The organism is Sphingomonas pokkalii, assembly GCF_003096275.1.
Lineage (GTDB): Bacteria > Pseudomonadota > Alphaproteobacteria > Sphingomonadales > Sphingomonadaceae > Sphingomonas > Sphingomonas pokkalii.
Window position 1 is genome coordinate 2,197,454 of sequence record NZ_QENQ01000001.1, and the last position, 24,896, is coordinate 2,222,349.

Consider the following 24,896-nt stretch of genomic DNA (forward strand, 5'->3'; position numbering starts at 1 on the left):
CCGATCGAAAGCGCCCCTTTGAAGACAAGGGGCCGCTACCGCAGCTGCGAAGACTCAGGAACCGCTGATTGCGTTGTCGGTGCCGGTTTATTTCAGGACAATGGCAGTTTCTGGCCAATTTAACCGATGATTAATCGTACAATTAAGCGCTCAACCTTCGATTTTTGCGAAGTCCGCCACCTTGTGCACTGCATCACGCATCCGCGCCAGCAGGCTCAGACGCGCGGCGCGTTTCACCGGATCGGCGTCGTTGACGGTCACGGAATCGAAGAACGCATCGATCGGCGCGCGCAGGATCGCGAGCGCGGCCATCGCGCCTTCGAAGTCCTCTGCTTCGATCGCGGCAGTCGCCTTGGGCTCGGCCGCGTCGAGCGCGGCGGCAAGCGCGGCCTCGGCGGGTTCGGGATCATAGGCGAATCCGGACGCGTGCTGCGCGACTTCGTGCCCCTGCGAAAGCAGGGGCCCAGGGTTGCCCTGCCCTTCGCTACCCTGGGCTCCTGCTTTCGCAGGAGCACTGGCAGTGGCGACGCCTTCCTTCTTGAGGATGTTCGCCGCGCGCTTGTAGCCGGCGAGCAGGTTGGCGCCGTCCTCGGTACCGACGAACGCCTGCAGCGCCTTCACCCGCTCGAGCAGCCGGACGAGATCGTCCTCGCCACCGAGCGCGAACACCGCGTCGATCAGGTCGTGGCGGACACCGGCCTCGCGCTGCTGAACCTTGAGGCGATCGGCGAAGAAGTCGAGGAGGTCGGCAGTCGCCTTCTCGCGAGCCATTCGCCCCTTGCGGGTGATTTCCGCAGCGTTCTCATCCCAGCGCTCGACCATATTCGTCTCACCAGAATCGCTAAGCCCTCCACGCCCAGCCATTCTCTCGATTGTCTCAAAATCCCGCACCAATGGAGCAAGCGTTGCAGCCTCCTCCGAGGGAAGAAGAGAAACCACCGCCTCAGTAATAGCGCTACGCAGCGGGAGACGTATCGAGTTTTGCGTGACCGTCGAAACAACACCAAGGGCAGCCCGGCGCAGCGCGTAGGGATCCCGCGAACCAGTCGGCTTTTCTTCGACCAAGAAGAAGCGAGCCAACGTATCCAGCTTGTCCGCCAACGCCACCGCCACCGTCACCGGATCGGTGGGGACGTCGTCGCCCTGCCCGACCGGCTTGTAGTGGTCGCGGATCGCCGCGGCGACCGCCGGCTCTTGTCCTTGCGCGGCGGCGTAATAGCCGCCCATCAGGCCCTGCAGCTCGGGGAACTCGCCGACCATGCCGGTGACGAGGTCCGCCTTGGCGAGCCGCGCGGCGCGTTCGGCGAGGGTGGCCAATTCTCCCTCTCCCCTTGTGGGAGAGGGAGGGAGCGCCGAAGGCGCGGAAGGGTGAGGGGGAGTGGGGGATGCGGCATCCAAGTCCCCCTCACCCTTCCCATCGCTGCGCGATGGGCCCCTTCCCTCTCCCACAAGGGGAGAGGGAGAAATGACGACCCCACTCTCCACCAGCCAGCGCGCGAGCTTGGCGACACGCTCGACCTTGTCGGCCACCGTGCCCAGCTTTTCGTGGAAGACGATCTTCTCCAGCTTCACCGCCTGATCGGCCAGCTTCACCTTCAGATCCGTTTCGTAGAAGAAGCGCGCGTCGCTCAGCCGCGCCGCCAGCACCTTCTGGTTGCCCGCGACGATCTTCTCGCCGCCATCGGCCGCGTCGATATTCGCCACGCAGACGAACGCGTTGGCCAGCTTGCCGGCAGAATCGCGGCACACGAAATACTTTTGGTTCACCCGCGCGGTGAGCTGGATCACCTCGGGCGGCACGGCCAGGAAGGCCTCGTCGAAGCGGCCGAGCAGCGGCATCGGCCATTCGGTCAGCCCGGCATTCTCATAGAGCAGGCCCTCGTCCTCGATCAGGCTGAGCCCGGCCTTCTGCGCCGCCATCTTGGCGCCCAGCGCGATGATGTTGCGCCGCTCGGCGCCGTCGACGATCACATGGCAGGCGCGCAGCTTCTCGACATAGTCGTCGGCCGAACCGATCGTGATCGCACCCGGATGGTGGAAGCGATGCCCCACCGTCGCCGCACCGCTGGCAACGCCGGCGATCTCGCACGGCACCACCTCGCTGCCGAACAGCGCGACGATGCCCTGGAGCGGGCGCACCCAGCGCAGGCTTTCGGTGGAAAGCGAATCCGCCCCCCAGCGCATCGACTTGGGCCAGGGGAAGGCGCGGATCACCGCGGGGATCGCAGCGGCCAGCACCTCGGCGGTCGCCCGGCCGGGCTTGTCGACGATCGCGAACAGCACGCCGTCGCGCTCGACCAGCTGGTCGGCGGTGAGGCCGGTCTTGCGGAGGAAGCCTTCGAGCGCCTGGGGCGGCGCGCCGACGCGCGGGCCCTTGGTCTCCTCGGAAACGGCGGCGGTCTGCTCGGGCAGGCCCTTGAGGATCAGCGCCAGCCGGCGCGGCGTGGCGTAGGACACGACCTCGGCGGCCTTGAGGCCGGCCTTGTCCAGCTCGGCGGCGAACAGGCGCGCGAGATCCTCCCGCGCCTTTTCCTGCATGCGGGCGGGGATTTCTTCGGAGCGGAGCTCGAGGAGGAAGTCGGTCATGATTTCTTTTCACGCAAAGGCGCGAAGGCGCAAAGGAAGGAAGAAGATTGGTTCACGCGGAGGCGCGGAGACGCGGAGGGTGCAGTCCGCGCGGCGGCGTCAGCCGCCCAAATCATCGAGCGAGACGTGGCGGCCGCGACCGACAGAGGGCCGCTCGCGCGGCGGGTACTGACTCCGCGTCTCCGCGCCTCCGCGTGAACCCAAAACTTCTTCGCGCCTTCGCGCCTTCGCGTGAACGAAAGGCGCATCACGCCGCCCACCCAGGGTACGCGGCTTCCCACTCGGGGCTCTTCTTCTCGATCCACGCCGTGCACGCGCCCTTCGCCAGATCGCGCACCCGGCCGATATAGGCCTGGCGCTCCGCCACCGAAATCACGCCGCGCGCGTTCAGCAGGTTGAAGATGTGGCTCGCCTCGATCGCCTGCTCATAGGCCGGGATCGGCAGCCTGGCCTCCAGCGAGCGCTCGCACTCGGCCGCGGCCTTGCGGAACAGGTCGAACAGCGCGTCGGTATCGGCGATCTCGAAGTTCCACGTCGACATCTCGCGCTCATTCTCCAGGAACACGTCGCCGTACGTCACGCCGGCGTCGTTGAAGGCGAGATCGTACACGCTGTCCTTGTTCTGGATGTACATGGCGAGCCGTTCGAGCCCGTAGGTCAACTCGCCCGCCACCGGCTTGCAGTCGAACCCGCCCATCTGCTGGAAATAGGTGAACTGGGTGACTTCCATCCCGTCGCACCACACTTCCCAGCCCAGGCCCCAGGCGCCGAGGGTCGGCGATTCCCAATCGTCCTCGACGAAGCGGATGTCATGGCGGGTGAAGTCGATGCCGATCGCGGCGAGCGAGCCCAGGTACAGCTCCTGCAGGTCGGGCGGGCTCGGCTTCAGGATCACCTGATACTGGTAGTAATGCTGGAGCCGGTTGGGGTTCTCGCCATAGCGGCCGTCGGTCGGGCGGCGGCAGGGCTGGACGAAGGCGGCGTTCCACGGCTCCGGCCCCAGCGCGCGCAGCGTCGTGGCGGGGTGGAAGGTGCCGGCACCCATGCGCATGTCATAGGGCTGGAGGATCAGGCAGCCGCGCGTGCTCCAATAATCATGGAGCGTCAGGATCATGCGCTGGAAGCTGAGAGGTTCGGACAAGTTGGTCACCCTGTAAGGTTTGGGGAGCGCTTTGGCGCAGGGCGCCGAGGGGGTCAACCGCTCCCCCATCCTCCCCCGCCAGGGGGAGGTGTCAGGCGCAGCCTGAAGGAGGGGGAGGAAGCACGACGGCCGTGGTTCTGGCATCCTCCCCCTCCGGCCCGCTCGCGCGGCCCACCTCCCCCGCCAGGGGGACGATTGTTGAACTTGGCCGTGGGAGCAGTCACAAGGCCGCCATGTTCCGCGCCCTCCTCCTCGCCGCCCTGTTCCTCCTCGGCAGCTGCGGCACCGCCCCACGCGAGGCCAAGCCCGCGCTGTGGGCGGTGCGTGACGGCGATACGACCGTCTATCTGTTCGGCACGGTGCATCTGCTGCCCGCCGGGTTGCGCTGGTTTGAAGGACCGGTCCGCACCGCCTTCGACGCCAGCGACACGCTGGTGCTCGAACTGGTGATGCCGCCCCAGGCGGAAACGCAGGCGCTGCTCGACACGCTCGGCAGGACCCCAGGCGACCCGACGGTCGCCACCCTCCCCGCGCCGGAACATGCCCGGCTGACGGATACGCTGCGCCAGGCCGGCCTGCCCCCGCAGGCGCTCGACCGCGACGAACCCTGGCTGGCCGCGCTCACACTTTCGCTGCTGCCGCTCCAGAAGCTCGGCTATGACGATGCGAACGGCGCCGAAACGGTGCTGCAAGCCGCCGCGACCAAAGCCGGCAAGCAGGTAAAGGGGCTGGAGACCGCCGCGCAGCAGTTCGGCTATTTCGACCATCTCTCCGCCCCCGCCCAGACGCGTCTGCTCACCGAGACGCTGAACGGCCTGCCCCGCAGCGGCACGCAGATCGATGCGATGATCACCGCCTGGAGCAAGGGCGATGCCGATGCCCTGGCCCAGCTGCTCAACGCCGATCTCGCCAAGAACCCGGAGCTGCGCGCCACCCTGCTCGTCCAGCGCAACCGCAACTGGGCGGACTGGATCGCCGCGCGGATGCACACGCCCGGCACCGTCTTCGTTGCCGTGGGCGCGGGGCACCTGGCCGGCGGCGACAGCGTGCTGGCGATGCTTGGCCAGGCCGGCCTGAAGGTCGAGCGGTTGCAATGAGTCCCCTGCCTTGCGATTCGCCGCCGTCTCGACTATAGGCGCGCGCTTGCCGGCACAGGGTCATCCCTGGAGGCCTGTATCGGCATGCACGTTGAAACATTTAGCGCATTGGAAATCGACACATGAGCGACACGCTTACGCTGTCGGCCGAAACGCGCGACCGGGCTGGCAAGGGAGCCTCCCGGGCGCTGCGTCGTGAAGGCCGCGTCCCCGCCGTGATCTATGGCAACAAGCAGGATCCGAAGAGCATTCACGTCAACGAGCGTGAACTGCAGAAGCTGCTGAACACCGGCCACTTCTTCAACTCGGTGATCATGGTCAACGGCGAGCGCACGCTGGCCAAGGACGTCGCCTTCGACGTCGTGACCGACCGCCCGCTCCATGTCGACTTCCTGCGCATCTCCGAGCACGCGACCGTCACCGTCGAAGTGCCGATCGTGTTCGTCGACGAAGAGCTGGCCCCCGGCCTGAAGCGCGGCGGCGTGCTCAACATCGTCCGCCACGAGCTGGAGCTGGTGGTCGACGCGGCAGAGATCCCCGACCAGGTCGAGATCTCGGTCAAGGGCCTCGAAGTCGGCGATTCGCTGCACATCTCGGCCGTGACCCTGCCCAAGGGCGCGACCCCGGCGATCACCGATCGCGACTTCACCATCGCCACCGTCGTCGCGCCGTCGGCGCTGAAGTCGGCAGACGGCGAAGCGGAAGCCGAGTCGGCCGAGGGCTGATCGGCCTTCCCTTCACGGGTTCAAAAGATCGCCTCCGCACCCTAGGTGCGGGGGCGATTTTCTTTTTCGGGGAGTGTGGGTGATGCAGCTATGGGTGGGTCTCGGCAATCCGGGGCCGCAATATGCGATGCACCGCCACAATGTCGGCTTCATGGCGCTCGACGCGCTGGCCGAAGTGCATGGCTTCTCCGCGCCGAAGAAGCAGTTCCAGGGCTGGACCCAGGAAGGCCGGATCGGCACCGACAAGATCGTGCTGCTCAAGCCGGGCACCTTCATGAACGAAAGCGGCCGCGCGGTGCGCGCCGCGATGGATTTCTACAAGCTCAGCCCCGAGGACGTGACCGTCTTCCACGACGAGCTCGACCTGCTGCCGATGAAGGTGAAGGTGAAGCGCGGCGGCGGCACCGCGGGGCATAACGGCCTCCGCTCGACCGACGCGCATCTCGGGCCCGAGTTCCGCCGGGTGCGCCTTGGCATCGGCCATCCCGGGCACAAGGACCGGGTGACCGGCTATGTCCTCGGCAACTATGCCAAGGCGGAGATCGAGCCTTTGTCCGACATGCTCGGCGCGATCGCCGCCGAGGCCTCCTGGCTGGCCGCGGGGGACGACGTGCGGTTCATGAACGAAGTCGCGCGGCGGATGCAGGACTGAGCACCGGGCGCTCCGGGTTCTTACCTTGAATCAAAGAGGTTGCGATGGAACGGCGGCACCGCCCGTGCCATCCTGCGGCAACCGCCGATGAAGGGATGCCCGATGCGCCTGATCCTGCCTGCCCTGCTCGCCCTCCTTCCCCTCGCCGTGCCCGCCGCGGCCCAGACCGCACCCGCCTCGGCGCCACAGCCGGTCTATGAGCTGCGCATCTACTATCCGGCGCCGGGCAAGGCGGAGGCGCTCAACGCCCGCTTCCGCAACCACACGCTCAATCTGTTCGCGAAGCACGGCATGCGCAACGTCGCCTATTGGAACGAACTGCCCCGGCCGGATGCGCCCGAGGGCCGCGTGGTCTACATCCTCGCCTATCCCAGCCGCGAAGCGCGCGAGGCGGACTGGAAGGCGTTCGGCGCCGATCCCGAATGGCAGAAGGTGGTCGCCGAATCCGAGGCGAACGGCAAGATCGTCACCAAGGTCGAGAGCATTTTCATGACGATGGCGGATTATTCGCCTGCGCTCGCGGGCAAGCAATAAGGCACTTCGAGGGCACGAGGAGTTCCACCCACCCTTCCGACAGACCGTCTCCAGCCGCACCGACAACATGCCGCGCATCTGCCGGACACCGCCCTGAACGCGGAGAAAGAGGCCAGGCTCGCTGACCCCTTCCCCTATCAAGCGACTTTACGGATCGAGTCCATAAATCTCCTAGGACGCCGACGCCGAGAAAAGCCCTCCGCAACAGTCTACTTCCAGCGCAGCGCTGATGACCGTCCCGATAACGGCATTCGGTGTCGCGAAGTTGATGGTATTCACACCCTTGACCTGCGTCGCCAGGGCAATGATCTGCTGCCCGACATAAGACGAAGGGCTCGCTGAGAAAACCGCAGTGCCCTTATAGGTCCCCGCTGCGAGATTTGGCGGAATGATTTTCCCGGTAAAGCTTCCACCCTTGCCGAATGTTAAGGATAAGGTGTTAAATACACTTCCTTTTTCGACAACGATGGAAACTGCGGAATAATATGCGGAAAGCCCGAGCGCTTCGATATCGGCAACAGCCGACTCCCCCTGATATATTTCGAAGGGGTTTGATTTCGCAAGTGCACAATCGGATGACATGGGAAGCCTCCATGCTGAAATGTCATTCTACAACACGCAACGCTCACACATCCCTGCAACAATTATACACCTTATCTATTCTGATCCGCAACTATGCACGGCAAGGGGAATCATTACGGTGGTCGCGGATGCACCCGCGGCAGAACCGCCCTAGCGTGCGGGTTGCTGCGACATGCGCCGTCGCGCGCTCCGGAACGCTACCCACAGGCTATCGTCCCTCCTACCGCTGCAACGAAAAAGGGGCCCGGTTTCCCGAGCCCCTTGCGTCCATCCTGGTGCAGGCGCTTACTGCTTCACGCCGACCACTTCGCCGACGATCCGCGTATCGGCACCGTTGATCGTACCGGAGGCACCGAACACGATGCCCATGTTCACGCCCTTCGCGCCATAGAAGGCCCCGGCGATCGTGCCGGTTACCGGCGCGCCGCTGGCGAAGCTGCCGCTGAACTGGTTCTGGCCGATCGGAATGGCGCCCTGCGCGTTCAGCGTCACATAGGCGGTCTCGGCACCGCTCGTCGGCACCGTCGTCAGGTTAAGGGTGGTCGAAACCAGGCCGGTGGCGAAGTTGACCGTCACCGTCGCGGTGCCGCCCAGCCGGTTCAGCGTGGTCGCGCTGTTGGCAACGCTCACCGCACGGCCGACGATCCGGGTGGTGTAGCTGGCGGTACCGGTTGTCGGCATGTCGAAGCCGAGCGTCGTATAGCCCCAGATCGAATAGGTCAGGCGCTTCTGGCCGGCGGTCGAATCGCCACGCCACCAGTTGGCGTAGCTCAGCACGCTCAACGATTTGAGCAGGCTGTCGCTGGTTTCGACGGTCGCTGCGCCGATATTGTTGAGCACTTCGAGCTGGCTGAAATTGCCGGCCTGCGCGGCGGTTGCGGTGCTCACGCTGCGATAGACGAATTCGGTGACGGTCGGCGCCGCGGTGGTGGTGACATTGGTGCCGGTGAAGCGGGATTCCTCGGCAGCCTCGTCCATCACGAAGGTACCGTTGGTCAGGTCCGTCGTCGCGGCCAGCTTGACGCGGTTGGTCAAGGTCTCCGTCGAGGTGACGCCCAGCGTCACCGCGCCGGTTGCCGGATCGCCGGTGTAGCTGGTGGTGGCGTTGAGCGTGTTGAACTCGGCTGCCGAGGCCAGCGGAAAGGCCGTGTAGCTCGCCGTCGGGGTCGGCGTCGGTGTCGGGGTGCCCGAAGAAGTCGGGGTCGGCGTCGGCGTGGGCGAGGAGTTTCCGCCACCGCTGCAGCTCGACAGCACGGCCGCAGTCGCGGCGGCGCCCACAATCACATAACGGCGAATCATACGAAAACTCCTCGAGAACCTGCGCAGGACAGGAAAAGACTTGTCGCCCCTGTACCCCAGGTGAACAGGGATGCGTCAAGGCTAGACGCGTGGATGGTTGCACCGCACTGGAAAAAGCCGCGCCATAGGCCTATCGAGCGCACCATCATCGCCGGCATGGCCGGCCCATCACGACAGGATCACACTACCAATGGGTTTCCGTTGCGGCATCGTCGGCCTGCCCAATGTCGGCAAGTCCACGCTTTTCAATGCGCTGACCGAAACGGCCGCGGCGCAGGCAGCCAATTATCCGTTCTGCACGATCGAGCCGAACGTCGGCAACGTCGCCGTGCCGGATCCGCGCCTGAACAAGCTGGCGGAGATCGCCGGCTCTCAGAAGATCATCGAGACGCAGCTCGGCTTCGTCGACATCGCCGGACTGGTGCGCGGCGCCAGCAAGGGCGAAGGCCTGGGCAACCAGTTCCTCGGCAACATCCGCGAAGTGGACGCGGTCGTCCACGTCCTGCGCTGCTTCGAGAATGACGACATCCAGCATGTCGACAACCGCGTCGATCCGATCGCCGACGCCGAAACGGTCGAAACCGAGCTGATGCTCTCCGACCTCGAAAGCCTGGAAAAGCGCGTGCCCAACCTCGCCAAAAAAGCGGCGCAGGGGGACAAGGAAGCCAAGGCCGCGGCCAGTGTGCTCGGCCAGGCGCTGGAGCTGCTGCGCGACGGCAAGCCTGCGCGTCTCACCGTTCCCAAGGACGAGGATGAGGCCCGCCACCTCCGACTCGCCCAACTACTCACCGCCAAGCCGGTGCTCTATGTCTGCAACGTCAACGAGGAAGACGCGGCGAACGGCAACGACCTTTCCGCCAAGGTGTTCGCAAAGGCCACAGCCGAAGGCGCCCAGGCAGTAGTCGTCTCCGCGGCGATCGAGGCCGAGATCGCAACCATGCCGCTGGAGGAGCGCGGCGAGTTCCTGTCCGAACTGGGGCTGGAGGAAACCGGCCTCGCCCGCGTGATCCGCGCCGGCTACAAGCTGCTCGACCTCCTGACCTTCTTCACTGTCGGCCCCAAGGAAGCGCGCGCCTGGACCGTCCATCGCGGCGCCACCGCGCCCAACGCCGCCGGCGAGATCCACAGCGATTTCGAGAAGGGGTTCATCCGCGCCGAAACGATCGCCTATGACGATTTCGTCACGCTCGGCGGCGAAGCCAAGGCGCGCGAAGCCGGCAAGCTTCGCGCCGAAGGCAAGGCCTATATCGTCCACGACGGCGATGTGATGCACTTTCTGCATAGCTGATCGATGCGCGCCCCTCCCTGTCGCGTAGGGAGGGGGCGCATCGACGCCCCCGGCGGAAATCGCCCGCCCGAACTCGGTTCGCCGCAATTAGCCCCAAAAGATGCAAAGGTTTCCACTCCGGGCAACCCCCTCCCTTCTATAATTTTTCCCAAACGTTTCAGCCGATGTGGCGGCGTAGGGATTTCGCAAATGATGATAACGGCACGCGTGCGGACAGGCGCTCTGGCGCTGATGATTCTCCTGCTGGGGATATGCGCGCTCGCCGCTTGGCGGATCGATGCCATCCGCATGGGCGGGCCGATGCACCTCGCCTCGATGCAGGTGGCCGATCTGAACGCCGATATCCTGCCCCCGCCCGAATATGTGATCGAACCCTATCTGCAAGCGACGCTGCTGCTGCACGATCCTGCCCGGCTGGCGCTTGCCCGCGCACGGCTCGCCACGTTGCGCCGGCAATATGACGATCGACATGCCGTATGGGCAACCTCGGCTCTGCCCGAAGCGCTCAAACGGCGAATCCTGGTCGATGCGCACGCGCCGGCCCAGCGATTCTGGCAAGAACTGCAAGGCCCGTTCCTCGCGGCCATGGAAGCGCGCGATGCATCGGCAGCGCAACGAAGCTACGCCTTGCTCACCAGGGAGTATGAGGTGCACCGCCACGCCATCGATGCGCTGGTCGAGGCAACCGCTGCCGAACAGGCCAATCTGGCGCAAAGCTCCGCCCAGTCGCTGGGCCGCTCGCTGCTGCTGCTGGCAGGACTTGGCCTGGTGCTGCTCGGCACGATCGCCGGTTTCGCCTGGTGGCTGATCGGCCGGGTCGTGCGCCCCCTGTCGCATGTCGCGCAGGTCACCACCGCGCTTTCGCGCGGCCGCGATGCGCCAATTCCCTATCTCGACCGGCAAGACGAGCTGGGAGAAATCGCACACGCCCTGCAATGCTTCCACGACGCGGCGGCAACCCGTGCCCAACAGGACGCCGATCGCATGGCCGAACAGTCTTCGGTCCGCACAATGCTGGCCGACGGGTTGGCGGCGCTGGAACAGGGCGACATGCGCCACCGGTTGACCACGCCCTTCCCCGCCGCGCAGGAGCCGGTGCGCGACAGCTTCAACCGCGCAGCCACCCGGCTGTGCGACATGCTACGCACCGTCAACGGCAGCGCCCGCAACGTCGGCACCGGATCGGGCGAGATCGCCACCGCTTCCGAAGACCTGGCCCGCCGCACCGAAAGCACCGCCCATGCCCTGCAGGAAACCAGCGGCGCCATTCAGCTGATCGAGAACCGCCTGAAAGCTACCATGCATTCGGCAGAAGCAACGATGACGCGCGCCGATACCGCCGCCAGCGCGGTGCGCGCCGGACGGAACACGGCGGAATCCGCGGCAGCGGCGATGCGGCATGTCTCGCAGCGCGCGAACGACATCGACACCGTGGTCGAAGGGTTGGACAAGATCGCCTTCCAGACGCGGGTGCTCGCGATGAACGCCGCGGTGGAGGCCGGGCGCGCCGGGGAAACGGGACGGGGCTTTGCCGTCGTCGCCGATCTCGTCTCGGCCCTGGCCCTGCGCGCTGAGGAAGAGGCCAAGCGCGGCCGGTCGCTGATCAACGAGACCCAGGTGGAAGTCGCGCTCGCCGCCAGCGAAGTCAGCCGCGTTGACGAAGCGCTTGCCGGGCTCGTCGAGGATTTCGACGGCGTCCATGCCCTGCTCGAAGCCATGCGCGAAGACAATCGGTCGCAGGCAACGGCGATCACGGAAATCACCCAATCGGTGGTGGCGATGGAAACCGCAACCCAGCAGAATGCGGCGATGGTGGAACAGGCATCGGCGGCGGCCCGCTCGCTCCATCGCGAGGCGGAAACCCTGTTGCGCGGCGCGGAGGCGTTCCGCGTCGAAGCGGACACCCCCGCCACGATCAGCCGTTCCGGGCGATCGGCCTGGGCGTCCCCCATGGCTGCCGCCTTTTCAGCGTAACCATTTCGCGGCATCAGCCCGTGATGCGTTGGACCTCCCGAGTCGTCGCCGCGGCACTCGTCGCGCTGCTCCAGGCCTGTGCCACCCCGCCCGCGATCGCCCCTACGCCCCCCGCGGCAGTAGCCGAGACGCGCGCGCCGGTGACGATATTGATTTCGATCGACGGGTTCCGCGCCGATTATCTGCACCGCGGCGTTACCCCCAACCTCGCCCGGCTGGCGACCGCCGGGATAAGCGGGCCGATGCGGCCGAGCTTTCCGACCAAGACATTCCCCAACCACTGGACGATCGTGACGGGCATGGTGCCCGATCACACCGGGCTGGTCGGCAACCGGATGGAGGACGCTGCCCGCCCCGGCGAAATCTTCACGATGGCGAACACCGATCCCTTCTGGTGGAATGCAACCCCGCCGATCTGGGTCGATGCCGAACGCGCCGGCATCCGCACCGCGACCTTGTTCTGGCCGGGATCGGAAGTTGCGTTCGGCGGCCGCTTGGTCAAAGGCGGCCATGCCAGGGTGGAAGGCGGCGAGCGTCCGCAGGACTGGCTCGCCTTCAACGACGCGATCACCGAAACCCAGCGCGTGGCCACGGTGCTCGATTGGCTGCGGCGCCCGGCGGCGACCCGCCCGCGGCTGCTGACGCTCTATTTCGATCGCGTCGATGTGGTCGGGCACGAAAACGGGCCGGACAGCGCGGAGGTGCAGCAGGCAACCGGGATCATCGACAGCCAGATCGGCGCGCTGGTCGACGGGCTGGCGGCGCTGCGGCAGCCCGCCAATTTCATCATCGTTGCCGATCACGGCATGGGGGCAACCAGCAGCGATCGGGTGGTGACGCTCGGCCTGCCGGCGGACAGCTACCATGCGCTGGAAACCGGCCCCTATGCCACCATCGTACCGACGCCGGGCAAGGAAGCGCTCGTCGAACGGCAGTTGCTGGTGCCGCATCCCCATATGCAATGCTGGCGCAAGAGAGATATCCCGGCCCGCTTCCGCTATGGCAGCAACCCGCGCGTCGCGCCGATCCTGTGCCTGGCCGATATGGGATGGCTGATCCAGGAAAAGGCACCGGAAAAGCCGTTCGCCGGCGGCGCGCATGGCTATGACAACCAGTCCCCCGAGATGCTTGCGCTGTTCATCGCGGCCGGCCCCGCCTTCCGCCATGGCAGCGTGCCCGTGTTCGACAATGTCGATATCTATCCATTGCTCCGCGATCTGCTCGGCCTGCCGCCTCGGCCAGGCATGGACGGTAGCGACGCCCCATTCCGGCCCTGGCTGGAACACCGCTGAATCCGCTTGCTAGCGACAGGTTTTCGATTGAAACTCGCTGCCATGCGCTATTTCGACGATATCCAGGTGGGCGATCGGGCAAGCTTCGGTCGCTATCCCGTAACACGGGAAGAAGTGCTCGATTTCGCCCGCAAATATGATCCGCAGCCCTTCCACCTTTCCGACGAGGCAGCCGCGGCAACGCATTTTGGGCGGCTGGCCGCCAGCGGCTGGCACACCAATGCGATGACGATGGCCATGCTCGTCGCGCATCATGCCGATGCGCCGGTCGCGAGCCTAGGCGCGGCCGGCATCGACGAACTGCGCTGGCTGAAGCCGGTATTTCCGGGCGATACGCTCCGCTGCGAAACGGAAGTACTGGAAGCGCGCGCATCGCAAAGCCGGCCGGAAATGGGCATCGTCCGCAGCCGCATGACGACATTCAACCAGCAGGACGAACCGGTCCTGACCTTTATCGCTAACGCGTTGATCGGGCGGAGACCGGTGCGGGACTGAGCCGCCGCCGGTTCAGGCCGCCTGCAACACGCGGACCGCATGATTGGAGCGGCGCCTACCACCCTGCGGCTCGAGCCGGAACGCATCCGTCTGGCCGCTCAGCACTTCCACTTCCCGCAACAGGTTGGTGGTCGCGGCCGAGGTCTCTTCCACCATCGCCGCATTCTGCTGAATGCCGTTCTCGATCGAACTGAGTGCGCCGGAAACAGCGTTGGTGGCCTCCGCCTGTTCGCGGCTGGCGCTGGCTATCTGCTCGGCACGATGCGCAGTATCCTCCGTGGACGCCTCGATCACCTGAAACGCCTCGTCGATCAGGCCCACCGCGGCTACCGCCGTGTCGATCTCATCGCGCGCGCGGGTCAGCTGCTCCTTGGCGCTCGCCGATTCCGCCTCCGCCCGTAGCGCGAGCGAGCTCACCAGATCGGCGACGACCGCAAAGCCGCGGCCGGCCTCACCGGCGCGGCCGGCCTCCACCGCGGCGTTCATGGCGAGCACGCGCGTCTGGAACGCGATCTTCTCGAGGCCCTCGATCACCCCGTCGATAGCACGGGAACTTTCGGTGACCGCATCCATCGCTACGGTCGCGGCGGTGGTGCGGTTGCGGCCTTCAATAACGGCACTGCGGGCGGCTTCGCTGGCCGCGCGCGACTGGTCCGCAGCCGACGCCGTCTCGCGGACGCCGCCAGTGATCTGCTTCACCGCTGCCGCCGTGCTGCTCAGCTCGCCCGCAGCCTGTTCGGTGCGCCGGGCGAGCGCGCTCGATGCCTCGGTGATTTCGCGGCTGCCGGCCTCGATCGATTTCGTGCTTTCGGTCAGCGCGTGGATCAAGTCCCGAAGACGATCGATGGCGCTGTTATACCCCTCCTTCAGATCGCTGAACTCGGCGGGATAGTGCTCGACGATCTTGGCGCGCAGATCACCATCGGCCAGTCGCTGGAAATAGGCGCTCATACCGCGCACTACCGCCGCATGTTCCTGGGCCAGTGTGTTCAACGCGATCTGCTTTTCCGCGGCGCCCTTGAACGCGGCCATCGCGCGGGTGAGACGGCCGACGCAATCGGTAAAGTCGGTATAGGCGATCGGGCTCTCTAGGTCGCCGTCCGCCAGTGCCTCCATGCGAAGAACCGTGGTAACATAGGGAACCGCGATTGCCTCGCGCAGCCACCATGCACACACTACGCCCAAAAGCACCAGCCCGACATCCAGTTCCATCGACACCCGCGGTGGCAAGAGCACATTCGCGAGCATTGCCGCAGTCAAAAGGCCGATGAAGAGACCAAAGGCAATGAGCAGCTTCAGCCGGATCGGTGCGTTCGCCTTGAACCAATGCACCCACGCCTCCTGTATTTGATACTTATCAATCCATCATAGGAGGACACGAAACATAATGTTACACACCGTACCTTTAGGAATTTTCACTTAGATATCAATTCCAAGCCAATTATTATATTGATAAAAAATCAGCACCAAAATAGAGGCAATCTTCGTTCGGGGATCGACGGCAATCTCGGAAAACATTCTTTGTGCACATTTTAACCAATTGCGCTTCCAAGGCCCGGCGAATTTTACAGCATGTGGCCGCGCTCTTCCGCGGCATCGCAGCAAATCCTCGCCCGACTTGAGCGTTTTCCCCCTGGGCAAAGACGCTCTACGTTGTTGATTGCCGCATTTTCCGAGCCGTTGACCGTAAACGGTCAACTTGAAAATGCTCTCGGAACGCCGGACTGGCAGAAACTGCCGCGCTTGGGTACCGCCGGACCATGTATGAGCGCCTGCACAAGCTGATCGTTCGCCCCCTCGCGCCAATGGATCTGCCGGCCGCGCTCCGAATTCAGGCGGAATGTTATCCCGCGTTCCTGCGCGAAGACGAAGCGGCGTTCGCCAGCAGGTTGCAGATCGCCGCCACCTATTGCCTCGCAGCGTTCAAGGGCGATGCATTGATCGCCTATCTGCTCGCGCATGGCTGGGCGCGGGAAGCCCCGCCGTCCGTCGGCACGATCCTGCCGCCTGCGGCGCCGCGCGACGTACTGTTTCTGCATGATCTGGCAGTATCAGCGCTCGGGCGCGGATCGGGGATCGGCGCGCATCTCGTCGAGCGCGCGCTTCGCCAGGCCGCACGGGACGGCATTGCGGAGGCCGAGTTGATCGCGGTGGAAGGCGCCGCCGCCTATTGGCAGCGGCTTGGATTTACGGAGCCGATAGTAACCTCGACGCTCGCCACCAAAGTGGCCGGCTATGGCCCTCGCGCCCGCTGGATGCGGCGCGACATCAGGACGCTGTAATCGACGCCCGCTCGACACCGCACGCTGGACGCAGCATGTGACGGCGACGCAAGGGCCGTCGGCGTCATCGCGCCCCTCAATGCCCCTCGAAAACGACCAGTGCCGATACTGCGACGCCATCGTCGCGCAACGCAGCGGCACCGCCCAGTTCCGGAAGGTCAACCACGAACGCAGCCTGGACCACCACGGCACCTGCCTTGTGCAGCAACCGCACCGCAGCCCGCGCCGTGCCGCCCGTCGCAATCAGGTCGTCCACCAGCAGCACGCGGGCGCCCGGCGCACAGGCATCCGCGTGGATGGCGATCCGATCGGTGCCATATTCCAGGGCATAATCCTCGGCAATCGTCGCGCCGGGCAGTTTGCCGTCCTTTCGGACGAGCAGAACACCGGTTTCCAGCCGCATCGCAAGGGCGGACGCGAACAGGAAACCGCGCGCCTCGATGCCGGCCACCAGATCCACCGGTCCCTGAACCTGCGCCGCCATCCGGTCGATGGTCAGCTTCAGGCCTTCCGCATCGAGCAACAGCGTAGTGATGTCACGAAACTGAATCCCCGGCTTCGGGAAGTCGGGGATCGTTCGGATGCGACTGCGAATGTCGTTATTCTGGTCCAGGTCCATCAGTGCTTCATGCCGCGCCACACAGTGAGGTACGCGCCATAGGCGAGCCCCGTGGCAAACAGCAAGAAGATCACGACGGCAAGGCCTGCCTGGTGCCGCTTCTGCAGCGTCGGTTCGGCGGTCCAGACCAGGAAGGCGCTGACGTCCTTCGCCATCTGATCGATGGTAGCGCGGGTGCCGTCGTCATATTTCACCTGATCGTCGCTCACCAGCGGCGGCGGCATCGCGATGTTGAGATTGGCGAAATAGGGGTTGAAGTGCATGCCCTCGGGCGTCTTCATCGCCTCCGGGAACTTGGCGGCCACCGCCGGATCGGGCTTCTCGCCATAACCGGTCAGCAGCGAATGGACATAGGCAGCCCCGTCATGCCGCGCCTTGGTGATCAGGCTGAGGTCCGGCGGGTTGCCGGTGCCGGCATAATAGACCTTGGGGAAGCGGTCCGAAGGAAGATTGTCGCGCTCGCCCCAGGTGCCAGCCTTCTCGTCGAACACGGGCTGCTTGATCGCCCATTCCTTGGCGATCTTCTTCACCTGCGCATCGCTATAGCCCAGGTCCTTGAGGTTGCGGAAGGAAATCATGTGCAGCGAGTGGCAGGTCGCGCAGACCTCCTTGTAGACCTTGAAGCCGCGCTGGAGCTGGCCGGTATCGAACTTGCCGAGCGGCCCGTTCGACGCGAGTTCGAGTTCCTTGGGATGCTTGTGCAGCGCCTGTTCGGCAGTCTGCTTTGGGGGTTCGTTGATCAGGCCGGTGATGCTGCCGAGCAATGCCAGCAGCAGCACGAACACGAAGCCGGCACCGATCAGGAACTTGATCGAGCGAAAGAAGATCGACGTCATGGTTCCCGGCCCCCTTATGCCGTCGCCGCGGTGGCGGTGATGCGCGATCCGCCTTCATCGCCCAGCACCGCCTCGGTGATGGAGTTGGGCAGCGGGCGCGGCGTCTCGATCCGCGAGATGATCGGCACGATGATCAGGAAGTGCGCGAAATAGTATGCCGCCGCGATCTGGCTGATGATCACGTACAGCGGCTCGGCCGGCGACCCGCCGCACCAGCCGAGGATCAGCACGTCGGCGACCAGCACCCAGAAGGCAACGCGGTACATCGGCCGGTAATTGGCCGAGCGCACCGGCGAGCGATCGAGCCAGGGCAGGAAGAACAGCAGCAGGATCGAGCCGAACATCGCCAGCACGCCCCACAGCTTCGCCGGCAGGATGAAGTCCGCGGTGAAGGCGCGCAGGATCGCGTAGAAGGGCCAGAAATACCATTCGGGCACGATATGCGCGGGCGTCGAGAGCGGGTTGGCCGGGATGTAGTTGTCCGGGTGGCCCAGATAGTCCGGATAGAAGAAGATCAGTGTCGAGAACAGGATCAGGAAGATGCCGACCCCGAAGCCATCCTTGGCGGTGTAATAGGGGTGGAACGGCACCGTATCCTGCTCGCCCTTCACCTCCACGCCGGTCGGGTTGTTCGACCCCGGGATGTGCAGTGCCCAGATGTGCAGGATGATCACGCCCGCGATCACGAAGGGCAGCAGATAGTGGAGCGAGAAGAAGCGGTTGAGCGTCGCATCGTCCGGCGCATAGCCGCCGAGCAGCCAGATGCGGATCCAGTCGCCCACCACAGGGATCGCCGAGAAGAAGCCAGTGATCACCTGCGCCCCCCAGAAGCTCATCTGCCCCCAGGGGAGCACATAGCCCATGAAGGCGGTGGCCATCATCAGCAAGAAGATGACCACGCCGAGCAGCCACACCATTTCGCGCGGTGCCTTGTACGATCCGTAGTGCAGGCCGCGGAAGATGTGGATGTACACCACCACGAAGAACATGCTGGCGCCGTTGGCGTGGGCGAAGCGCAGGAACCAGCCCGCGTTCACGTCGCGCATGATCGTGCCGTTCACCGAATCGAACGCGCCGGCGGCCGAGCTGTGAAAGTGCATCGCCAACACGATGCCGGTGACAATCTGGATGACCAGCGACAGCCCGGCAAGGATGCCGAAGTTCCAGAAATAGTTGAGGTTGCGCGGTACCGGATAGCCGGCGCCGATCGCGTTATAGACGAACCGCGGCAGCGGCAGCCGTTCGTCCACCCATTTCATCACCGGGTTTTTCGGCTCGTAATGGCGCGCCCAGGGAAAGCTCATCCAGGTCTCTCCTCACCCAACAACGACGACGGTGTCGGACGTGAAATTATATTTTGGTACTTCGAGGTTTTTCGGTGCCGGCCCCTGCCGGATGCGGCCCGCGGTATCATAGGCCGATCCGTGACACGGGCAGAAATAGCCGCCGAACGGCCCGCGATTCTCACCTTCGCCCGCCCCCAGCGGGACGCAGCCAAGATGGGTGCACACGCCCAGCGTGATCAGCCAGTTCTTGTGGCCTTCGGCAGTACGCTGCTCCAGCGTCTGCGGATCGCGCAGGCTGGAAACGGGCACGGCATCGGCCTCCGCCATTTCCTTCGGCGTGAGATTGCGCACGAACAGCGGCTGTTTGCGGAAACTTGCCTTGATCGCCTGGCCTGGTTCGATCGCCGCCAGATTGACCTCGGTGGTCGAGAGCGCCAGCACATCGGCCGACGGGTTCATCGAATTCACCAATGGCAGGACCACCACCCCCGCGCCGACCGCCGCCACCGATGCGGCAGCATAGGTCAGGTAATCGCGACGGCGCGGATTATCTAGAATTTCGCCACCAGGGCCTACGGTCTGTTCTGGAGAAACGCCTTCTTCAAACGTTGCCATGCTCTAGCCCTTGCACTTCGAAACACTTCCGCGAAAGAACCGCGGAGAGAGGAACGCGGACGAAACGAAGCCGAGTGCCGGCCGGGATTCCGGTGGCTATCGATGATTTGATAGACGGCACGACGCGCGTTTGCCAACAGGGATTTTCATTTCCTGTTCGATCCGGGATCGGCGTCGCCGTAATGTTGCACTGCAAAACGACTTGAGTTGCCACGATGCGTATCGCCTTGTTTCAACCTGAAATCGCCGGAAATGTCGGCACGATATTGCGCCTCGCCGCCTGTATGGGCGCGGCGGTGGATCTGATCGAACCTATGGGTTTTCCCTGGAGCGATCGCGCCCGCAAACGCGCGGCGATGGACTATGATGCCGCCTCCGAGGTGGTTCGCCATGCCGATTGGAAGGCTTTCGAGGCGCGGGTTCCTCGCCGGCTGGTGCTGTTCACCACGCGCGGCGGAGTGCGCCTGCCGGAAGCGCGGTTCGAACCGGGCGATACCCTGCTGTTCGGCTCCGAAGGCAGCGGCGCACCCGATTTTGTTCACGCCCGGGCGGATCTGGCGGTGCGTATCCCCATGCGCGCCGAGCTGCGCTCCTTGAACCTCGCCGTCGCAACGGGCATCGGTCTGGCCGAGGCATTACGCCAGACGGAGGGTTTCCCGCAGTGATCGCAATGGACGAGCAGCAACAGCGCGCGCGCACCTGGTTCGAGGGCCTGCGCGATTCGATCTGCGCCGAGTTCGAAGCGATCGAGCGCGAGGCGGGATCGGATGCCAGCTTCACCTATCTCCCCTGGGATCGCGTCGATGCGAGCGGCGCGCCTGGCGGCGGCGGCGTGCGCGGGGTGATGAAGGGTCACGTCTTCGAGAAGGTGGGCGTCAACGTCTCCACCGTCGGCGGCGCGTTCGAGGGTGATTTCGCCAAGACCATCCACGGCGCGGGCGAGGATCCCAGCTTCTTCGCCACCGGCATCAGCCTGGTCGCGCACATGGCCAATCCGCACGTCCCCGCCGTGCATATGAACACTCGCTTCCTCACCACCACCAAGCGCTGGTTCGGCGGCGGGGCGGACCTCAATCCGCCGCTGCCCTATGCCGAGGATATCGCCGATTTCCACGCGCGGTTGCAGGCGGCGTGCGATGCCCATGATCCGGCCCATTATCCGCGCTTCAAGGCATGGGCCGACGACTATTTCTACATTCCCCATCGCAAGGTGCATCGCGGCGTCGGCGGCATCTTCTACGATCACCTCGAAAGCGACTGGGAAGCGGATTTCGCTTTCACCAAGGATGTCGGCCGGGCCTTTCTCGACGTGTTTCCGCGCCTTGTCCGCCGCCGGATGCACATGCCGTTCGACGATGCCGATCGCCAGCAGCAGCTCGAATGGCGCGGGCGCTATGCGGAATTCAACCTGATCTACGATCGCGGCACGCTGTTCGGGCTGAAGACCGGCGGCAATGTCGATGCGATCCTGATGAGCCTTCCGCCGCTGACCGCCTGGAGCTGAGATGGGCCTGCTGCCGGTTGCCAACGATCAGATCGCCACCATCGTCACCGCGCTGGAGATGCGGGTGCGGCCTCGGCCCCGGCCGATCCCGCCCTCCCCGTTCCGGCTGATTCACTGGCCGGCGCCGGAGAGCGAGAAGTATCGCACGCTGTTCCGACGGATCGGCGCCCCCTGGCTGTGGTTCTCGCGGCTGGTGATGGAAGAAGCGCGGTTGCGGGCGATCCTCGATGATCCGCAGGTCGTCGTCCATGCCGTGGTCGATCGCGCGGGCGTGGAGGTCGGGATGCTGGAACTCGACTATCGCACCGCCGCAACCTGCGAGCTATCCTTTGTCGGGATGGTGCCGGAACTCACCGGCCAAGGCCATGGCGGCTGGCTGATGGCCCAAGCCCTGGCGCTGGCGTGGCGAAGAGAAGTGACGCGTGTCTGGGTGCATACCTGCACGCTCGATCACCCCGCGGCACTGGAATTCTATCGCCGGCATGGTTTCGTGCCCTATCAACGAACGATCGAGACCTTCGCCGATCCCCGCCTTGCCGGAATCCTGCCGCCGGAAGCGGCGCCTCACATCCCCTGTCTGGCAAGCACGGCGCGGTAGGCGGCAAGCCGCAGCAGCGTCAGCGCCGTCCAGATGCCTGCGCCGATCGTTGCGATCAGCAGGAAACTCAGCGTCTCTGCGACGAGGCCGCCGCCGAACAGCCCCCCGACCAAGCCGACGATCACGCTACCGATCACCATCGCGCCGATCCCCACGACGAACACGATGGCGGTCACCGCGAGCAGGAGAAAGCCGACAAGGCCCCGGCTGCCCGTCCAGCCCTGGCGAAGGGCGCCGATCAGCCCTGCCTGCGGATTCGCCGCCAGCGCCGGCGCCGCCAGCCAGGTGCGCGCGAACACGAACAGGCCGGGCACCACGAACAACGAGACGCCGATCGAAAGGCCGAGCCCGACGAGCAGTTCCAGCACGAGGAACGGAAACAGCGCGCGCAAGGCATGCACCATCACCCGGCCCAGCGTCTGCCCGGTACCTTGCAGATAGAGGTTGAGCATGATGAAGATGCCGTAATCGATCGCCGCATTGGCCAATGCCAGCGGCACGATGTGGGTCTGGCCGAAGCGCTGATAGAAGGCGCTGAGCGCTGCGGCGGCCTGGTCCGCAGGCAGGTCCAGCGGCGGCGCGCTGGCCGCGATCAGCAGGATGATCCCCAGCATCGGCAGCAGGAAGAACATGCCCGCGAGCGGGAGCAACAGGGAACGCTCGGCGCGCCACAGCGCGCCGGCATCGGCGAAGATGGCATCGAAACGAGGGGTCATGCGGCGGCGTGCAGGTCGGGCTGCCCCGTCTCTCCCGTCAGTGCAACATAGAGCGTGCCCTGAAAGGCGGCGAAAACCACCATGAACCCCGCCTGCACGATCGCCGTCACGATGGTGGTGAGCACCAGCGCCGGCGACATGCCGGTGCGGGCACCGCCGAGCAACAGGGCGAACACGCTGCCGAACACCGATTGCGCCGCGAGCTGGCACACCCCCGTCACGACAACGAATAGAATCAACACGCCGAGGATGCGGAAGGTGTGGCGACGGGTGAGTTGCCACGAACGACGAATCGAACCGAACAGCCCGCCTTCACGCAGCAACACGGCATTCACGACGATCATGCGCACGAACAGCACAATCAGCACCGCGCCCAACAGGATCATATAAGCTGCAATGCGCATCCCCGTCGCCGGATCGATCGGCGCCGGCCCGTTCATGCGGGCAAGCACGGTCAGATCATAGCCGGCGAACAGCAGCAGAAGGAAGATCGGGATCATCAGCACGCCGCCGAGGATGCTGAGCGTAAGCGTCACGATCAGCGACGCCACCAACCGATTCCGCGCCACCACGCCAGCCGCACGGATACCAGGCGCGCCGACCGCGAGCCCCGTCACCACCAGTGTACCCCAGAGCGATACCAGCCAGAGCAGCAATTGCAGGACCAGTGCCGCACTATAGACAATGCCCGTCTGTCCTGCCGCAGCCGAAAGGTTCGCGCTGATCGCCGCGGGCGCGACGAGCGTCACCAGCGCCAGCGGCACCAGCAACCCGGCCCGTTCGCCCAGAAACTCCGCCGTCCGATCCCAGACAGCCCCCATCTTCGCCATATGGCCAAATCCTTGTATTCGGGCTCTGTCTCTACCCCGTCCTCTGGTGCCTTGCCAATGGCTGCGGATCGGCGCAATCGCGCAACCATGGACGAGACGATCGAATGGCGGGTGGAACCGCGGCCCGTCGACTATGCCGAAGCTCTGGCCAGCATGGAGGCACGCGCAGCCGCCGTCACCCGTGGCGAGGGGCGCGAGCTGGTCTGGCTGCTCGAACATCCCCCCGTCTACACCGCCGGCACCAGCGCCGATCCCGCCGAGATGCTAGATCAGCGCTTCCCGGTCCACCGCACCGGACGCGGCGGCCGCTATACCTATCACGGCCCGGGCCAGCGGATCAGCTATGTCGTGTTGGACCTGCGCGCGCGCAAACGCGACGTGCGCAATTACGTCCATGCCATCGAAGGCTGGGTGATCGCAGCACTAGGCGAATGCGGAATCGAAGCGTTCCGCGCGCCGGGCCGGATCGGCATCTGGACGCTCGATCGGGGAACCGAAGCCAAGATCGGTGCGATCGGCGTGCGGATTCGGCAGTGGGTGACACTGCACGGTTTCGCCATCAATCTAGATCCCGATCTGAACCATTTCACCGGTATCGTACCGTGCGGAATCGCGGAATTCCCCGTGACCAGCGCCGCCGCGCTCGGCAAACCGATTGCGACGGACCGTTTCGATGCCGCACTCCGCGCCACATTTTCGCCGTTTTTAGCGGCTCTGGCTGGCGCGGGATAAATTCGAGACTTGAGGGTGTCCCTCGAACCGTCTAATGTCCATCACGGTTTGGGTATTAGCGGCGTAAACCGTCGTCCAAATCCACTATCTAGGGAGCTATTTACATGCGTGCAGTCCTTTCGAAGATCGTTGCTGGTTCGATGATCGCCGGTGCGGCCCTCCTGGCCTCGGCGTGCACCAACAACGAGAGCACCAACGTCACCAACACCACCGACGTCGTTGCCGAGAACACCACCGATGCGATGGTGACCAACGTTGACGCCGGCGTTGCTGACAACGGTGTTGCCGACAACGGCGTTGCCGCTGAGAACACCACCAACGCGATGTAATCATCGCGCTTTGGCGTGTTGATTAAAAGGGCCGTCCGGGAAACCGGGCGGCCCTTTTTACGTGTCGATGCAGCAACGCCAACCATCCGTCGCATAATGCGCCGATCCGAAAAAAGGGGCTTGGGCGACGAATCGAAACGCCCTAACGAGCATGGTTTAGCATAAGCATGAGGGCGGGATGCTCGTTCGTCGTATCAGTTTCAGCATCATGGCCCTGGCGGGATTCTGCCTTGCAGCACCAGCCTCGGCCCAGTTTTTCCTGAAACCGGCAGATTTGTCGGGCGCGCCGGTTACCGGCACGGAGCCCGGCATGATCGGCCCCGGACTGCCGGGGGCAACCCCGGCCGAATTGCGCGCCGCGCTGGTTTGGAGCCTGCGTGCCGCACTCAATGTTGCGGCACTGCAATGTCAGTTCGAGCCGACATTGCTTACGCTCGAGAACTACAATGCGCTTCTGGACGACCATGAAGTCGAGCTTCGACAATCATACGGAACGCTTGAGAAATATTTTATTAAAGCCGCGAAGAACACCAAGGCCGGACAGACCGAGCTGGACCGGTTCGGGACGCGGATCTATTCAAGCTTCTCCACCGTCTCTGGCCAGCTATCTTTCTGCCAGACGGCTGCCGCAATCGGCCGGGATGCGGTGTTCGCGCCGCGCGGCAAGCTGGGAGACGTGGCGATCGCCCGGATGCGCGAGCTCCGCTCGAGCCTGGCGGCCTGGGGCGAACAATATTTCCGCAGCCGGCGCGTCGCGATCAGCCTGCCGGCGCAACGGCCTCTGCCGCCTTTTGGCGACGACAAGTGCTGGCGCAAGGGGGAATATTATCCGCGCAAGTGCGGCCCCCTCACCCGCTGAGTGAAATAGCGGATGGGGTAGCCCG

At 64.8% G+C, this 24,896-nt stretch carries 26 protein-coding genes; 15 read left to right on the plus strand and 11 right to left on the minus strand.

The window, feature by feature from the left end:
* Positions 1 to 150: 150 nt before the first annotated feature.
* Together glyS and DD559_RS09840 are read right to left on the minus strand one after the other, a co-directional pair.
* Positions 151 to 2,586: a glycine--tRNA ligase subunit beta gene (glyS, locus tag DD559_RS09835; protein WP_116469018.1), complete on the minus strand. Its 2,436-nt coding sequence runs from the start codon at positions 2,584 to 2,586 to the stop codon at positions 151 to 153.
* A gap of 247 nt (positions 2,587 to 2,833) precedes the next feature.
* Positions 2,834 to 3,700, minus strand: coding sequence for a glycine--tRNA ligase subunit alpha (locus DD559_RS09840; RefSeq protein WP_116469019.1), 867 nt, complete (start codon positions 3,698 to 3,700; stop codon positions 2,834 to 2,836).
* A gap of 260 nt (positions 3,701 to 3,960) precedes the next feature.
* Between DD559_RS09840 and DD559_RS09845 the strand changes: the two genes are divergently transcribed.
* From DD559_RS09845 to DD559_RS09860, 4 genes are all read left to right on the plus strand, one after another.
* The gene (locus DD559_RS09845) at positions 3,961 to 4,824 is read left to right on the plus strand and encodes a TraB/GumN family protein (RefSeq protein WP_116469020.1); all 864 of its coding nucleotides are present in this window, start codon (positions 3,961 to 3,963) and stop codon (positions 4,822 to 4,824) included.
* 122 nt (positions 4,825 to 4,946) lie between these two features.
* Positions 4,947 to 5,549 carry a 50S ribosomal protein L25/general stress protein Ctc gene (locus DD559_RS09850; RefSeq protein ID WP_116469021.1) on the plus strand — a complete coding sequence of 201 codons (603 nt, stop codon included), beginning with the start codon at positions 4,947 to 4,949 and terminating at the stop codon, positions 5,547 to 5,549.
* Positions 5,550 to 5,631: 82 nt separating this feature from the next.
* Positions 5,632 to 6,201: an aminoacyl-tRNA hydrolase gene (gene pth / locus DD559_RS09855; protein WP_116469022.1), complete on the plus strand. Its 570-nt coding sequence runs from the start codon at positions 5,632 to 5,634 to the stop codon at positions 6,199 to 6,201.
* A gap of 102 nt (positions 6,202 to 6,303) precedes the next feature.
* Entirely contained in the window at positions 6,304 to 6,735 is a 432-nt protein-coding gene (locus DD559_RS09860) for an NIPSNAP family protein (RefSeq protein ID WP_116470834.1), read from the plus strand.
* A gap of 171 nt (positions 6,736 to 6,906) precedes the next feature.
* Here DD559_RS09860 and DD559_RS19645 read toward each other — a convergent pair whose 3' ends face one another.
* Entirely contained in the window at positions 6,907 to 7,317 is a 411-nt protein-coding gene (locus tag DD559_RS19645) for a hypothetical protein (protein ID WP_133243810.1), read from the minus strand.
* A gap of 285 nt (positions 7,318 to 7,602) precedes the next feature.
* Complete coding sequence (locus DD559_RS09865) at positions 7,603 to 8,616, minus strand: transferrin-binding protein-like solute binding protein (RefSeq protein WP_116469023.1); 1,014 nt, start codon at positions 8,614 to 8,616, stop codon at positions 7,603 to 7,605.
* A 190-nt stretch (positions 8,617 to 8,806) separates the two neighbouring features.
* On the opposite strand from DD559_RS09865, the gene ychF reads away from it, so the two are divergent.
* The 4 genes from ychF (at position 8,807) to DD559_RS09885 (ending at position 13,665) form a co-directional block, all read left to right on the plus strand.
* Positions 8,807 to 9,904, plus strand: a complete 1,098-nt coding sequence (gene ychF / locus DD559_RS09870; protein ID WP_116469024.1) for a redox-regulated ATPase YchF — start codon at positions 8,807 to 8,809, stop codon at positions 9,902 to 9,904.
* 189 nt (positions 9,905 to 10,093) lie between these two features.
* On the plus strand, positions 10,094 to 11,878 hold the full coding sequence (locus DD559_RS09875; protein WP_206364486.1) for a methyl-accepting chemotaxis protein: 1,785 nt from the start codon (positions 10,094 to 10,096) through the stop codon (positions 11,876 to 11,878).
* A gap of 23 nt (positions 11,879 to 11,901) precedes the next feature.
* Positions 11,902 to 13,170 carry an alkaline phosphatase family protein gene (locus DD559_RS09880; RefSeq protein WP_116469026.1) on the plus strand — a complete coding sequence of 423 codons (1,269 nt, stop codon included), beginning with the start codon at positions 11,902 to 11,904 and terminating at the stop codon, positions 13,168 to 13,170.
* A 42-nt stretch (positions 13,171 to 13,212) separates the two neighbouring features.
* Positions 13,213 to 13,665 carry a MaoC family dehydratase gene (locus tag DD559_RS09885; RefSeq protein ID WP_116469027.1) on the plus strand — a complete coding sequence of 151 codons (453 nt, stop codon included), beginning with the start codon at positions 13,213 to 13,215 and terminating at the stop codon, positions 13,663 to 13,665.
* Between the two features lie 12 nt (positions 13,666 to 13,677).
* On the opposite strand, the gene DD559_RS09890 is transcribed toward DD559_RS09885, so the two are convergent.
* Positions 13,678 to 14,997, minus strand: coding sequence for a methyl-accepting chemotaxis protein (locus tag DD559_RS09890; RefSeq protein ID WP_116469028.1), 1,320 nt, complete (start codon positions 14,995 to 14,997; stop codon positions 13,678 to 13,680).
* A 428-nt stretch (positions 14,998 to 15,425) separates the two neighbouring features.
* Here DD559_RS09890 and DD559_RS09895 point away from each other — a divergent pair, with 428 nt between their 5' ends.
* A complete protein-coding gene (locus DD559_RS09895) occupies positions 15,426 to 15,947 on the plus strand; it encodes a GNAT family N-acetyltransferase (protein WP_116469029.1) in 522 nt (173 codons plus the stop codon).
* Positions 15,948 to 16,023: 76 nt separating this feature from the next.
* Here the strand turns inward: DD559_RS09895 and DD559_RS09900 are convergent, their stop codons facing one another.
* Genes DD559_RS09900 through petA form a run of 4 tightly spaced genes read right to left on the minus strand, consistent with a single transcriptional unit; the run spans position 16,024 to position 19,303 of the window.
* A complete protein-coding gene (locus tag DD559_RS09900; protein WP_116470835.1) occupies positions 16,024 to 16,566 on the minus strand; it encodes an adenine phosphoribosyltransferase in 543 nt (180 codons plus the stop codon).
* Positions 16,566 to 17,402: a cytochrome c1 gene (locus DD559_RS09905; RefSeq protein WP_116469030.1), complete on the minus strand. Its 837-nt coding sequence runs from the start codon at positions 17,400 to 17,402 to the stop codon at positions 16,566 to 16,568. The genes DD559_RS09900 and DD559_RS09905 overlap by 1 nt, the downstream gene beginning before the upstream one ends.
* Before the next feature lie 14 nt (positions 17,403 to 17,416).
* Positions 17,417 to 18,706 (minus strand): cytochrome b, encoded by a 1,290-nt coding sequence (locus DD559_RS09910; RefSeq protein WP_116469031.1) that lies wholly within the window; start codon positions 18,704 to 18,706, stop codon positions 17,417 to 17,419.
* 12 nt (positions 18,707 to 18,718) lie between these two features.
* Positions 18,719 to 19,303, minus strand: coding sequence for a ubiquinol-cytochrome c reductase iron-sulfur subunit (petA, locus tag DD559_RS09915; RefSeq protein ID WP_116469032.1), 585 nt, complete (start codon positions 19,301 to 19,303; stop codon positions 18,719 to 18,721).
* 215 nt (positions 19,304 to 19,518) lie between these two features.
* Between petA and DD559_RS09920 the strand changes: the two genes are divergently transcribed.
* From DD559_RS09920 to DD559_RS09930, 3 genes are read left to right on the plus strand one after another with little or no spacing between them, the layout of a single operon-like run.
* Positions 19,519 to 19,968 carry a tRNA (cytidine(34)-2'-O)-methyltransferase gene (locus tag DD559_RS09920; RefSeq protein WP_116469033.1) on the plus strand — a complete coding sequence of 150 codons (450 nt, stop codon included), beginning with the start codon at positions 19,519 to 19,521 and terminating at the stop codon, positions 19,966 to 19,968.
* Positions 19,969 to 19,973: 5 nt separating this feature from the next.
* Positions 19,974 to 20,807 carry an oxygen-dependent coproporphyrinogen oxidase gene (gene hemF, locus DD559_RS09925; RefSeq protein ID WP_206364566.1) on the plus strand — a complete coding sequence of 278 codons (834 nt, stop codon included), beginning with the start codon at positions 19,974 to 19,976 and terminating at the stop codon, positions 20,805 to 20,807.
* 1 nt (position 20,808) lies between these two features.
* Positions 20,809 to 21,405: a GNAT family N-acetyltransferase gene (locus DD559_RS09930; RefSeq protein ID WP_116469035.1), complete on the plus strand. Its 597-nt coding sequence runs from the start codon at positions 20,809 to 20,811 to the stop codon at positions 21,403 to 21,405.
* Here the strand turns inward: DD559_RS09930 and DD559_RS09935 are convergent.
* Complete coding sequence (locus tag DD559_RS09935; protein ID WP_116469036.1) at positions 21,372 to 22,121, minus strand: hypothetical protein; 750 nt, start codon at positions 22,119 to 22,121, stop codon at positions 21,372 to 21,374. The genes DD559_RS09930 and DD559_RS09935 overlap by 34 nt on opposite strands.
* Positions 22,118 to 22,951, minus strand: coding sequence for a DUF7847 domain-containing protein (locus DD559_RS09940; RefSeq protein ID WP_116469037.1), 834 nt, complete (start codon positions 22,949 to 22,951; stop codon positions 22,118 to 22,120). The genes DD559_RS09935 and DD559_RS09940 overlap by 4 nt, the downstream gene beginning before the upstream one ends.
* An 87-nt stretch (positions 22,952 to 23,038) precedes the next feature.
* Between DD559_RS09940 and lipB the strand changes: the two genes are divergently transcribed.
* The 3 genes from lipB (at position 23,039) to DD559_RS09955 (ending at position 24,871) form a co-directional block, all read left to right on the plus strand.
* Positions 23,039 to 23,683 (plus strand): lipoyl(octanoyl) transferase LipB, encoded by a 645-nt coding sequence (gene lipB, locus DD559_RS09945; RefSeq protein WP_116470836.1) that lies wholly within the window; start codon positions 23,039 to 23,041, stop codon positions 23,681 to 23,683.
* A 104-nt stretch (positions 23,684 to 23,787) separates the two neighbouring features.
* A complete protein-coding gene (locus tag DD559_RS09950) occupies positions 23,788 to 24,012 on the plus strand; it encodes a hypothetical protein (RefSeq protein WP_116469038.1) in 225 nt (74 codons plus the stop codon).
* A 178-nt stretch (positions 24,013 to 24,190) separates the two neighbouring features.
* Entirely contained in the window at positions 24,191 to 24,871 is a 681-nt protein-coding gene (locus tag DD559_RS09955) for a hypothetical protein (RefSeq protein ID WP_116469039.1), read from the plus strand.
* Positions 24,872 to 24,896: the final 25 nt, after the last annotated feature.